This is a genomic window from Pseudonocardia sp. (genome assembly GCF_050246655.1).
Lineage (GTDB): Bacteria > Actinomycetota > Actinomycetes > Mycobacteriales > Pseudonocardiaceae > Pseudonocardia.
The window spans coordinates 1-11980 of the sequence record NZ_JBFWVQ010000150.1 but is presented as its reverse complement, the minus strand read 5'-3'; the positions used below and the strand labels follow the sequence as shown (position 1 = coordinate 11980).

The 11980-nt window shown below is 73.9% G+C and carries 10 protein-coding genes; 7 read left to right on the top strand and 3 right to left on the bottom strand.

Annotated features, from left to right (window positions below; genetic code table 11):
• Positions 1-151: 151 nt before the first annotated feature.
• Entirely contained in the window at positions 152-1087 is a 936-nt protein-coding gene (locus tag AB7J25_RS27930) for an LLM class F420-dependent oxidoreductase (protein ID WP_428513865.1), read from the bottom strand.
• 381 nt (positions 1088-1468) lie between these two features.
• On the opposite strand from AB7J25_RS27930, the gene AB7J25_RS27925 reads away from it, so the two are divergent.
• On the top strand, positions 1469-2404 hold the full coding sequence (locus AB7J25_RS27925; RefSeq protein WP_428513863.1) for a hypothetical protein: 936 nt from the start codon (positions 1469-1471) through the stop codon (positions 2402-2404).
• 168 nt (positions 2405-2572) lie between these two features.
• On the opposite strand, the gene AB7J25_RS27920 is transcribed toward AB7J25_RS27925, so the two are convergent.
• The gene (locus AB7J25_RS27920; protein ID WP_428513861.1) at positions 2573-3250 is read right to left on the bottom strand and encodes a GntR family transcriptional regulator; all 678 of its coding nucleotides are present in this window, start codon (positions 3248-3250) and stop codon (positions 2573-2575) included.
• Positions 3251-3394: 144 nt separating this feature from the next.
• Here AB7J25_RS27920 and AB7J25_RS27915 point away from each other — a divergent pair, with 144 nt between their 5' ends.
• The 6 genes from AB7J25_RS27915 to gcl are packed head-to-tail and all read left to right on the top strand — an operon-like array spanning position 3395 to position 10981.
• Positions 3395-4846 carry an FAD-linked oxidase C-terminal domain-containing protein gene (locus AB7J25_RS27915; protein ID WP_428513859.1) on the top strand — a complete coding sequence of 484 codons (1452 nt, stop codon included), beginning with the start codon at positions 3395-3397 and terminating at the stop codon, positions 4844-4846.
• Between the two features lie 4 nt (positions 4847-4850).
• Entirely contained in the window at positions 4851-6089 is a 1239-nt protein-coding gene (locus tag AB7J25_RS27910; protein WP_428513857.1) for an FAD-binding oxidoreductase, read from the top strand.
• Complete coding sequence (locus tag AB7J25_RS27905) at positions 6086-7426, top strand: (Fe-S)-binding protein (RefSeq protein WP_428513855.1); 1341 nt, start codon at positions 6086-6088, stop codon at positions 7424-7426. Before AB7J25_RS27910 ends, AB7J25_RS27905 begins: the two co-directional genes overlap by 4 nt.
• On the top strand, positions 7423-8256 hold the full coding sequence (locus AB7J25_RS27900; RefSeq protein ID WP_428513853.1) for a hydroxypyruvate isomerase family protein: 834 nt from the start codon (positions 7423-7425) through the stop codon (positions 8254-8256). Before AB7J25_RS27905 ends, AB7J25_RS27900 begins: the two co-directional genes overlap by 4 nt.
• A complete protein-coding gene (locus AB7J25_RS27895) occupies positions 8253-9143 on the top strand; it encodes a 2-hydroxy-3-oxopropionate reductase (RefSeq protein WP_428513851.1) in 891 nt (296 codons plus the stop codon). Before AB7J25_RS27900 ends, AB7J25_RS27895 begins: the two co-directional genes overlap by 4 nt.
• A 53-nt stretch (positions 9144-9196) precedes the next feature.
• Positions 9197-10981, top strand: coding sequence for a glyoxylate carboligase (gcl, locus tag AB7J25_RS27890; RefSeq protein WP_428513849.1), 1785 nt, complete (start codon positions 9197-9199; stop codon positions 10979-10981).
• A gap of 121 nt (positions 10982-11102) precedes the next feature.
• Here gcl and AB7J25_RS27885 read toward each other — a convergent pair whose 3' ends face one another.
• Positions 11103-11696, bottom strand: a complete 594-nt coding sequence (locus tag AB7J25_RS27885) for a class I SAM-dependent methyltransferase (RefSeq protein ID WP_428513847.1) — start codon at positions 11694-11696, stop codon at positions 11103-11105.
• Between the last annotated feature and the right edge of the window lie 284 nt (positions 11697-11980).

Genomic DNA, 11980 nt, shown 5'->3' with positions numbered 1-11980 from the left:
CGGAACTCCACGGTCTCGCTCCCGCAGACAGGTCCACACAGCATTCCCCACGCCGTACTCCTCGGCGTCGGTCAACGGTAGTCCTCGTCGGGCCGACGTGGCCTTTGTCAGCGCTTGGTAAGGATGTGTGGTGTGCCGGGAGTGCCCGCGGTCATCCCAGCTGCGGCGCCACCTCCGCCGCGACGAGCTCGACCTGGTCCAGATCGGACATGTCCAGCAGCTGCAGGTAGATCCGCGTGATCCCGGTCGCCTCCCGCCACCGCCCGAGCCGGTCCACCACCTCGGCCACCGTGCCGGCGAGGCCGTGGGCCCGCAGGTCCGCCGCGTCCTGGCCGATCGCCTTCGCGCGCCGCGCCACCTCGGCGTCGTCGCGGCCGACCGCGATCGTCAGCGCCGCGGACCGGACGAGCTCACCGGGATCGCGGCCGATCTCCCGGCACGCCGCGTCCACCCGCCCGAACATCGCCGCCACGGCGTCGATGCCCGCGAACGGCACGTTGATCTCGTCGGCGAACCGCGCGGCGAGGGCGGGTGTGCGGGTCGGGCCCTGACCGCCGACGATGACCGGCGGACGCGGCCGCTGCACGGGCTTGGGCAGCGCCGGGGAGTCGTCGAGGGTGTAGTGCGTGCCGGCGAAGGAGTACCGCTCCCCGGGCGGAGTGGTCCACAGCCCGGTGACGATCTCCAGCTGCTCGGTGAGCCGGTCGAACCGTTCCCGCACGCCCGGGAACGGCACCCCGTAGGCCGCGTGCTCGGCCTCGAACCAGCCCGCACCCAGCCCCAGCTCGACGCGCCCGCCCGACATGGCGTCCACCTGTGCGACGGCGACCGCGAGCGGGCCGGGCAGCCGGAACGTCGCCGACGTGACGAGCGTGCCCAGCCGGATGCGCGAGGTCTGCACCGCGAGCGCCCCGAGCGTCACCCACGAGTCGGTCGGCCCGGGCTCACCGGAGCCGTTGCCCATCGCGAGGAGGTGGTCGGACCGGAAGAACGCGTCGTAGCCCGCGTCCTCGGCGGCCCGCGCCACCCGCAGCTGGTCCGCATAGCTCGCCCCCATCTGGGGCTCGGTGAAGATCCGCAGGTCCACCCGCGCCACAGTAACCGTGCAGCCGTGGTCGCCGACGCGGATCGCGGTGTGCGGCCCCACGCCGAGACCATGGGTGAGGTGGCGAGGTCGGGCAGCCTGCCGACCGCGACGTCCACCAGGCCCTGCTCAAGCAACAGCCGGCGCTGGCCATCCGGACCGACGCCGAGGTCGCGGAGGTGGCGGAAGATCGACGGCTCGAACTGCGTCGCCACCCCCTCGAACCGGGCACCGGCCTGGATCTGCCGGTTCTCGAGCAGGTGGCCACCGTGTGCGTCCACGAGCACAGTGTGGCCGTGTCGGGAGACCCACCTACCGGGGCCGCGCGATCGCTCGGCCCCAGTCGGGTCCGTGCGCGAGAGGGGCTGGGCGATGAGGTCGGGCGTGACGCGGCAGGTGGCCATCGGATACGTGATCGCCACGGTCGGGCTCGTGCTGGCGCTGGCCGACGGGCTGCTCGCGCCGGTGTCGGCCTTCTGGTCGGCGCACTCGATGCTGACCAACGTCGTCGCCAGCGGGATCTTCACGATCGTGACCGTGACGGTCATCGAAGGGTGGCTGCGGAACCAGGAACGGCACCGGCGCGCAGCGGAGGCCGAGCAGGAACGGCGGCGTCTGAGGATCGTCCGGTCCGTCGCCTACAACGCCGTGGCGCGGGGTCCGATCGCGCAGCGGCGCATCATGTGGTTCCTGCTCCACGGCGGTGAGCTGCGCCCGGTGCCCGAGTTCCGGGTCTCGGACGGGTACGCCGCCGAGCTCCGTGCGATCCTGGCGCGGCTGGACCTGCCGGAGACCTCCGAGCACGACGTGATGGACCACGTGGCCGACCGGCCGTGCTCGACGGCCCGGTTCGATGTCCTCGCGCTGGATCGGCACTGGCGCTCGCTGGTCCACGACGTGCTGCTCGATGTCGTCCACAGCTTCCGTGTCCTCGTCGCACGCTGGTCACCACTGCTGCTCACGACCGAGGAAGGCCGCCACACCCTGACGGATCTCGCTGCACAGGTCGAGGAGCTGTCGGCGGTGTTCGTCACGCTCGGCGGCCGCCGCCCGGTGTCCGGTTCCGCCGCCGGCCGGCTCGACGCACACCGGGATCTGTGGCGACGGGCGTTCGCGAACGCGGTCGCGATGGAGGAGAAGCTCATCGACCTCGGCGGCGAGCGACACACCGATGGTCGACGGTTCACCACGCCCGGGCGCGCCCTCCTGCCGCCCACCGACCTCGCGCGGATCACGGGCCGCGACGCCCAGGAGGCTCCGCTGCTGACCTGGCGTCTGTACGACGGCCGCGACAGCTCCCCGTCCCTCGCCGTGCCCTGAGTCCGCCGACGGCTCAGCGGCGACCGGGCGGCGTCCCGGTCGGATCAGGCGAACAGCGGCAGCACGCGGTCCGCGGGTTCAGACCCCCGCCGGGCGACTCCGTCCCGTGGCCGCGAGTTGCTCATCTCGTCGCCGCGAGTTGCTCATCTCATCAGGCCAGGCGGCCGGTCAGAACACCGGTCCGGCGGCGAGTCCGAGGGCCAGCACCGTGCCGCCGAGATGGTGGCGCAGCGCGTGGCGGGCACCGTCGAGATCGTGCTCGGCGATCGCCCGTGCGATGGCCTCGTGCTCGGCGATGATGCTCTCCAGCCGCCCCGGGCTGGCCACCGCGGACTCGCCGATCATGCGGAGCTGGCGGTCGCGCAGCGAGGCGTACACGGGGGTGAAGACCGAGTTCTCCGCAGCCTCGATCATGGCGGTGTGGAAGGCGCGGTCGGCGTCGAGGAACGCACGCAGCTCGGCCGACCCGACGACGCGACGTTGCCGTTCCAGCTCGGCCTCCATCCGGTCGACGACCCGGCGCAGGCGGTCCCGGTCGCCGTTGACGATCTTCTCGATGGCGAACGACTCCAGGACCAGCCGTGCCTCCATGACCGAGCGGACCTCCTCCGGCGACACCGGCACCACGAGGGCGCCGCGCTGGGGGAACAGCTTGAGCAGCCCCTCGGCCTCCAGCCTCAGGAACGCCTCCCGCACGGGCGTGCGTGACATGTCCAGCGCCTTGGCGACCTCGCCCTCGCTGAGGAGGTCGCCACCGCGGAACTCGCCGGTGAGGATCCGGTCCCGGACGTAGCCGAGCGCGCGGTCCTTCGCCCCTGCCCGGGTGGACGTCGCCCTCTCGCTCACTCCGCTTCCTCCGCACGTCCGCGGCCTCGCCGCCGGCAGGCCACACTATCCGCCGCTCCCTTGTCCTGCGGGCGAGCGGTCGCTATCCTCCATCAGGATACAACTTGTATCTAAGTTGTATCTGAGCATGAGGTGGAGGTGGCGATGCAACCGAGGCTTCTGCACACCGAGTTCGTCGAGGCGGTCGGTGCGGACGGCGTCCTCGACGACCCGACGCAGCTGCGGGCCTACGAATGCGACGGCCTCACCGGCTACCGGGTCGTCCCGTCGCTGGTCCTGCTGCCACGGACGCCGGAGGCGGTCGCCGCGGCGGTGCGGGTGTGCGCCCGCGCCGGCGTCGCGTTCGTCGCCCGCGGAGCGGGCACGGGGCTGTCCGGCGGCGCGCTGCCGGTGGCCGACGGCGTGGTCATCTCGCTGCAGCGGCTGCGGTCGATCGTCGAGGTCGACCCGGTGAACCGCCGGGCCGTGGTCGAGCCGGGGGTCACCAACCTCGACATCAGCCGCGCTGCCGCGCCGTACGGGCTGTACTTCGCGCCCGACCCGTCCAGCCAGCAGGTCTGCACCATCGGGGGCAACGTCGCCGAGAACTCCGGCGGCGCGCACTGCCTGAAGTACGGGTTCACGGTGCACCACGTCCACGCGCTGGAGGTGGTGCTGGCCGACGGGACCGTCACCACGCTCGGCGGCGACTCCGACCACCTCGCCGGCTACGACCTGCTGGGCGCGTTCATCGGATCCGAGGGCACCCTCGGGGTGGTCACCTCGATCACCGTCAGGCTGCTGCGCCGCCCGGCCGCGGTGCAGACCCTCGTCGCGGACTTCGACACCGTCGAGGCCGCGGGAGAGACCGTCACCGCGATCATCGCCGCGGGCATCGTCCCGGCCGCGGTCGAGATGATGGACACCCTCGCGATCGAGGCGGTCGAGGCGGCGGTCGCCGCCGGGTACACCCGAGGCGTCGCCGCGGCGCTGATCGTCGAGCTGGACGGCCCGGCGGGCGAGGTGGAGCCCCAGCTCGCCGAGGTGGAGCGGCTCTGCCACGCCCACGGAACGACCGCGGTGCGGCTCGCCGCCTCACCGGAGGAGCGGGCCGCGGTGTGGACGGGGCGCAAGGCCGCGTTCGCCGCCGTCGGTCGCATCAGCCCCGACTACTTCGTGCAGGACGGCGTCGTCCCCCGCACCCGGCTCGCCGAGGCGCTCGGCCGCATCCGCGCGCTCGCCGACGCCGCCGGGCTGCGGGTGGCCAACGTCTTCCACGCGGGCGACGGCAACCTGCACCCGCTCGTGCTCTACAGCGAGGCCAGGGGCGAGCACGACCGGGCCGAGCGCCTGTCCACGGCGATCGCCGAGCTGTGCGTCGAGCTCGGTGGCTCGCTGTCGGGCGAGCACGGCATCGGCGCGGACAAGGCGTGCTCGATGCCGCGCCAGTTCGGCGAGGACGACCTCGCGACCATGCAGCGGCTGCGCGCCGCGTTCGACCCGGCGGGGCTGTGCAACCCGGGAAAGATCTTCCCCACGCCGCGGCTGTGCGGCGAGCGTCCCGGCCCGTACCGCCCCCACCCGCTGGAGGCCGCGGGCCTCATCGAGAGGACGTGACGGCATGGCCACCCCCACGGGAGCGGACCTCTCCGCGCGGCAGCCGAGCACCCTGCGACCCGCCACCACCGCGGAGCTGCGCGAGGCGCTGCTGGACACCGCGGGCTGCCAGCCCCGGGTGACCGTCCGCGGCGCGGGGACCGCCGACGCCTGGGCGAACCCGCCCGGGCGGGCGGACGCCACCGTCGACACCACCGCGATGAGCGGGATCCTCGCCCACCACCCGGGGGACATGACGGTCGCGGTCCGCGCCGGCACCCCGCTCGCGGCGGTGCAGGCCGAGGTCGCCGAGCACGGCCAGCGGGTCGCCGCCGACCCGGCCCGGGCCGCCGGCGGCGCGACCGTCGGCGGGCTGCTCGCCACGGCCGACGCCGGGCCGTCCCGGCTGGCCTACGGCACCCTGCGCGACCTGGTCATCGGCGTCACCGTGGTGCTCGCCGACGGCACCGTCGCCAGGGCGGGCGGCCACGTGATCAAGAACGTGGCGGGCTACGACCTGGCCAAGCTGTTCGCCGGCTCGTTCGGCACCCTCGGCGTGCTCGCCGAGATCGTGCTGCGGCTGCACCCCGCACCCCGTGCCGCGGCGACCGTCGAGATCGGCGCGCCCCGCCGAGAGGCGTTCGCCACGGCGCGTGCGATCGCCGACGCCGGCGTCGAACCGACCGCCGTCGAGCTGCTCGACCCGGGCGGCCCCGAGGGCACCGCCCGGGTGCTCGCCCGGTTCGAGGGGACGCCCGCCGGGGTGGCCGAGCGGTCCGCTGCGGTCGCCGAGCTCACCCCGCACCCGACCCGTACCGTCCCCGCCGATGAGGCGGAGACGCTGTGGGCCCAGGTCGCCGCGATCTGCACCGGCACCCCCGGCGACACCGTGATCCGGTTCGGCGGGCGCCCCGCCGACGCCGCCGCGCTCGCCCGGCGGGTGGCGGCCTCCGCCGCCGACCGCGCCGTGCGGATCGGCCGCGCCGGCACCCTCGGCGCCGGGGTGCACACGGTGCGCCTGCGCGGGAACGGCCGCCGGACACATGGCCTGCTGCTGGCCGACCTGCACGCGGCCGTCGGTCCGCACTGCACCGTCCTGCGCCGCGACGGCGTGGACGCCAGCACCCCGCTGTGGGGTCCCGCGCCGCCCGCGGTGGCGCTGATGCGCGCGGTGAAGCGGCAGTTCGACCCCGGCAACCGGTTCGGTACGGGCCGCCTGGAGCCGTGGCTCACCCCGCACCGGGACGGGGAGCGGCCGGCATGACCGAGATCCTCCCGCCGGAAGGCACCACCGGGCCGTCCGGTTCCTTCGATGCCCACCACCCGCCGAGCCGCGAGCTGCTCGACGACTGCGTGCACTGCGGGTTCTGCCTGCCGACGTGCCCGACCTACCGGATCACCGGCGAGGAGGCGGAGTCCCCGCGCGGCCGGATCTACCTGATGGACCTCGCCTCGCGCGGCGAGATCCCGCTCGACGAGGCGTTCGGCGCCCGGATGGACTCCTGCCTCGGCTGCCTGGCCTGCGTGAGCGCCTGCCCGTCCGGCGTCCGTTACGAGTCGCTCATCGAAGCCGTGCGCCCGCAGGTCGAGCGCGGGATCCCGCGAAAGGCCCCGGACAGGCTCTTCCGGAAGCTGGTCTTCGCGCTGTTCCCGCATCCCGGACGGCTGCGGCTGGCGGCCCTCGGCGGCATCCTCTACCAGCGGCTGGGACTGCGCCGGCTGCTGCAGGCGCTCGGCGTCATCGCCCTGCTGCCGCCGCGGCTGCGCGCCCTGGAGGCGCTGCTGCCGCCGGTCACCCTGCGTCGCCTGTTCGCCCGCGGCACCCCGTTCACCCCCGCAGCCGGCCCGACCCGGCTGCGGGTCGGGATGATGCCCGGTTGCGCCCAGCGGGTGTTCTTCGGTGACGTCAACGCGGCCACCGTGCGGGTGCTCGCCGCCGAGGGCTGCGACGTCCACATGCCGCAGGACGACCAGTGCTGCGGTGCGCTGTCCCTGCACGCCGGCCGGGAGGAGGACGGCCTGCGCCGGGCCCGCGCCACGATCGAGATGTTCGAGCGGTACCCGATCGACGTGATCGTGGCCAACGTCGCGGGCTGTGGCTCGACCCTCAAGCAGTACGGCGACCTGCTCGCCGAGGACCCCGAGTACGCCGAGCGGGCCGCCGCGTTCGCCGCCCGGGTCCGCGATGTCAGCGAGCTGCTCGCCACGCTGATCCCGCGGGCCACCCGGCACCCCGTCCCGACCACCGTCGCGTACCACGACGCCTGCCACCTTGCCAACGCCCAGGGCGTCCGCAGCCAGCCCCGCGAGGTGCTGCGCGGCATTCCCGGCCTCCGCATCTCCGACGTCGCCGAGGCCGAGCTGTGCTGCGGGTCGGCGGGCATCTACAACCTGGTGCAGCCGGAGAAGGCCGAGGAGCTGGGCCGCCGCAAGGCCGCCCAGCTCGAAGCGGTCCGGCCCGACGTGGTCGCCACCGCCAACGCGGGATGCCTGCTGCAGATCCGCCGCTTCCTCGACGCCGGGATCCCCGTCGTCCACCCCGTCGAACTGGTCGACGCCTCGATCCGCGGCGTCGACCCGCTGAAGGAGGGCTCGTCGTGACCGTCCGCTACCTCGTCAACTGCTCGATCCTGCACACCGACCTGCCCGTGCTGCAGCGGCCCGCCGCGGCCGCGGCCGCCGGGTTCGAGGCCGTCGAGTTCTGGTGGCCCTTCCCGGAGGCCGTCCCGGCCGACTCCGAGGCCGACCGGTTCGTGGCGGCGGTGCGCGACGCGGGCGTCGAGCTGGTCGCGCTGAACTTCTTCGCGGGCGACATGCCCACCGGGGATCGCGGGATCGTCTCCTGGCCCGGGCGGGAAGCCGAGTTCCGCGACGCCGTCGACGCCGCCGTCGGGATCGGCGAGCGGCTCGGGGTGCGCGCCTTCAACGCCCTCTACGGCAACCGACTGCCCGACACCGAGCCCGCCCACCAGGACGAGCTCGCCCGGGAGAACCTCGGGGTCGCGGCCGCGGCGGCCGCACGGATCGGGGCGACCGTGCTGGTCGAGCCGCTCAGCGGGGCCGACCGGTACCCGCTGCGCACCGCCGACGACGTGGTGACGGTCCTCGACGACCTGGCGCGGGCCGGCACCGGCAACGTCGGCCTGCTCGCCGACCTCTACCACCTCGCCGTCAACGGCGACGACGTCGAGCGCGCCATCGCCCGCCACCGCGACCGGATCGCGCACGTGCAGATCGCCGACGCGCCCGGACGCGGCGAGCCGGGCACGGGCGGCCTGCCGCTTTCGGCCTGGATCGACGACCTCGACCGCGGCGGCTACCGGGGCCACGTCGGCCTGGAGTACGTGCCGACCGCCGCCGACCCCTTCGCCTGGCTGCCACGGGCCCAACGGGCAGGTCACCACGACGCTCTCGGAAGGACGAACGCATGACCACCATCGGCTTCATCGGCCTCGGCATCATGGGCGCCCCCATGGCGGCCAACCTCGTCACGGCCGGGTACGACGTCGTCGGCTTCAACCGCAGCCCGGACAAGGCCAAGGACCTGGTCGCGGCGGGCGGGCGCGAGGCGGCCTGCGTCACGGAGGCCGCCGAGGGCGCCGACGTCGTGATCACGATGCTGCCCGACTCGCCCGACGTCCTCGGGGTCGTGACCGGCCCCGACGGCGTGCTGGCCCACTCCCACCCCGGCCAACTGCTGATCGACATGAGCACGATCCGCCCGGAGGCGTCCCGGCAGGTCGCCGCCGCGGCGGCCGCGGTCGGCGTGCGGGCGCTCGACGCCCCGGTCAGCGGCGGGGAGGCGGGCGCGCGCGAGGGCGTGCTGTCGATCATGGTCGGCGGCGAGGCCGCGGACGTCGAGGCCGCCAGGCCGGTGCTGGAGGCGGTCGGGACAACTGTCGTGCACGTCGGCCCGCACGGCGCGGGACAGACGGTGAAGGCGGCCAACCAGCTGATCGTCGCGGGCAACATCCAGCTGCTCGGCGAGGCGATCGTGTTCCTGGAGGCCTCCGGGGTCGACCTGGACGCCGCGATCCGGGTGCTCGGCGGCGGCCTCGCGGGCAGCACCGTGCTCGACCGGAAGGCGGCGAACATGGTCGGCCGCGACTTCACCCCCGGCTTCCGGCTGGCCCTGCACCACAAGGACATGGGGATCGTGACGACCGCGGCCCGCGAGGCCGGGGTGGTGATCCCGCTCGGTGCCGCCGTGGCCCAGCTGATCGCCGCGCTGGTCGCCCGTGGCGATGGCGACCTGGACCACTCGGCCCTGTTCGCGCTGACCCACGACCTGTCGACCGAGCTGCCCGACCCCCGCTGACGCCCACCCACCGACCACGGCCCGCAAGTGGCCCCACCACCCAGGAGAGTCACATGGCTCGCATGACTGCGGCCGACGCGGCGGTCGCCGTTCTGCGGCGCGAGGGCATCACCGACCTGTTCGGTCTGCCCGGCGCCGCCATCAACCCCTTCTACGCCGCCGTCCGGCGCGACGGTCGGCTCCGGCACACCCTGGCGCGCCACGTCGAGGGCGCCTCGCACATGGCCGAGGGCTACACCCGCACCACGCCCGGCAACATCGGAGTCTGCGTCGGCACGTCCGGCCCGGCCGGCACCGACATGATCACCGGGCTGTACTCCGCGTCGGCGGACTCCATCCCGATCCTGGCCATCACCGGCCAGGCCCCCGTGGCGAAGCTGCACAAGGAGGACTTCCAGGCCGTCGACATCGCCGCCATCGCCTCGCCGGTCACCAAGTGGGCCGTCACCGTCATGGAGCCCGCGCAGGTCCCCGGCACGCTGCAGAAGGCGTTCTGGCTGATGCGCAGCGGCCGCCCCGGCCCGGTCCTGGTCGACCTGCCGGTCGACGTGCAGCTGGCCGAGATCGAGTTCGACCCGGACACCTACGAGCCGCTGCCCGTGGCCAAGCCCGCCGCCTCCCGGGCCCAGGCCGAGAAGGCGCTGGACCTGCTCGGCGCCGCGCAGCGGCCGCTGATCGTGGCGGGCGGCGGCGTCATCAACGCCGACGCCTCCGAGCTGCTCGTCGAGCTCGCCGAGGTGACCGGTATCCCGGTCGTCCCGACGCTGATGGGCTGGGGCGCCATCCCCGACGACCACCACTTAATGGCGGGCATGGCCGGCCTGCAGACGTCGCACCGCAGCGGCAACGCCACCCTGCTCGCCTCCGACGCCGTGATCGGGATCGGCAACCGGTGGGCCAACCGGCACACCGGCGACGTCGACGTCTACCGCGGCGACCGGACGTTCATCCACGTCGACATCGAGCCCACCCAGATCGGGCGGGTGTTCGCCCCGCACTACGGCATCGTCTCCGACGCGAGGGCCGCGCTGGAACGCCTCGTCGAGGTCGCCCGCGAGCGGGCCGCGGCGGGGACCCTGCCGGACCGCACCGCGTGGGCCGACGAGTGCGCGCTGCGGCGGGCCACCCTGCAGCGGCGCACCCACTTCGACGACGTGCCGATCAAACCGCAGCGGGTGTACGAGGAGATGAACCGGGCCTTCGGACCGGAGACCCGCTACGTCTCGGCGATCGGGCTGTCGCAGATCGCCGCCGCGCAGTTCCTGCACGTCTACCGGCCCCGGCACTGGATCAACTGCGGCCAGGCCGGACCGCTGGGCTGGACGGTGCCGGCCGCGCTGGGCGTGTGCGTCGCCGACCCGGACGCCAGCGTGGTCGCGATCACGGGCGACTACGACTTCCAGTTCATGATCGAGGAGCTGGCGGTCGGCGCGCAGTTCCACCTGCCCTACATCCACGTCCTCGTGAACAACTCCTACCTGGGCCTGATCCGCCAGGCCCAGCGGGCGTTCGACATGGACTACTGCGTCCAGCTCGGCTTCGACAACGTCAACTCACCGGAGACCGAGGGCTACGGCGTCGACCACGTCAAGGTCGCCGAGGGCCTGGGCTGCAAGGCGCTGCGGGTGCGCACGCCGGACGAGCTGCCCCAGGCCCTGGAGGACGCCAAGAAGCTCGCCGCCGAGTTCCGGGTGCCGGTGGTCGTCGAGATCATCCTCGAACGGGTCACGGACATCGCCATGAGCGGGACCGACATCGGGCACGTCGTCGAGTTCGGGGAGCTCGCCACCCTCGCCGAGCACGCCCCGACGGCCGTCAACGCGGCCCTTCCGGGCTGATCCCGCGCGCTCGGGCCACCGTGCACACCGTGGCGTCGCCGTGCATACGTTGCGACGTGTGCACGGCCGCATGCAGATGTGCACCGTGCGCGGGGGGGTGTGCACGGTGCGCGGCGGCCGCTCAGGGGGCGGCCGCCCGGACCAGCGTGTCGATCGCGTGGCGGGTCTCGCCGTCCTTCTCCACCGGACGGCTGATCCGCTCCGCCGTCTCCACCCGCAGGCCGCCGAGTGCGCCGGCGACCTGCTCGGGCGTCTGCAGGACCGCGGGATCCTGCGGCCCGCCCACGCCCTCGGCGAGGTTCGTGAGGTCGTGGGAGACCAGCAGGAACGTCCCGCCGGGGGCCACCGCCGCGGCCGCCGTCCGCAGCACCGGACCCAGCTGATCCCAGGTGAGCTGCAGGTAGGCCAGCAGCACCAGGTCGTAGGACCGGTCCGGCTCGTAGGTCGTGACGTCGGCGACGACGGCCTCCAGCGCGATCCCGCGCCGGTCCGCTGCGGCCAGCGCCTTCTCCATCGCGACCCGGGAGAAGTCGACGGCCGTGACCGTCCAGCCCTGCTCGGCGAGCCAGAGCGCGTTGCGGCCCTCCCCCGCACCGAGGTCGAGCGCTGTGCCGGGCTTCAGCCCGGACACCTGCTCGGCGACCGTCGCGTTGGGTCCGGAGGACCACACCAGCTCGGTCTGCCCGTACCGCTCGTCCCAGCCTCGCGCGTCCACCTGGACCTCCCCGTCCGGATCGCGGTCGTGTCACCGTCCATCATCCCCGTCAGAATGGACGGACATTTACCGTCTGGCCGGGAGCCTCGGTGGGCCCGACCGCGGAGTCTCGGGTCCGGGGCCTCAGCCCGGGCCGTCGGGATGGGCGAGGTCGTAGGCACGGGAGAGCTTCCTGGGGACGACCATGCGCCACGCGTCGACGACGAGCTCGCGGGCTTCGGTCGGGTCCAGCGCCGAAAGGTCGGTGTGGACCCAGTTGAAGCGCATGTCCGACGCCGACGGCA

Excerpts from the sequence above, each read along its gene's own strand:
- AB7J25_RS27905 (WP_428513855.1), top strand. The coding sequence starts at position 6,086 with ATGACCGAGATCCTCCCGCCGGAAGGCACCACCGGGCCGTCCGGTTCC.
- AB7J25_RS27915 (WP_428513859.1), top strand. The coding sequence starts at position 3,395 with ATGCAACCGAGGCTTCTGCACACCGAGTTCGTCGAGGCGGTCGGTGCG.
- AB7J25_RS27910 (WP_428513857.1), top strand. The coding sequence starts at position 4,851 with ATGGCCACCCCCACGGGAGCGGACCTCTCCGCGCGGCAGCCGAGCACC.
- gcl (WP_428513849.1), top strand. The coding sequence starts at position 9,197 with ATGGCTCGCATGACTGCGGCCGACGCGGCGGTCGCCGTTCTGCGGCGC.
- AB7J25_RS27895 (WP_428513851.1), top strand. The coding sequence starts at position 8,253 with ATGACCACCATCGGCTTCATCGGCCTCGGCATCATGGGCGCCCCCATG.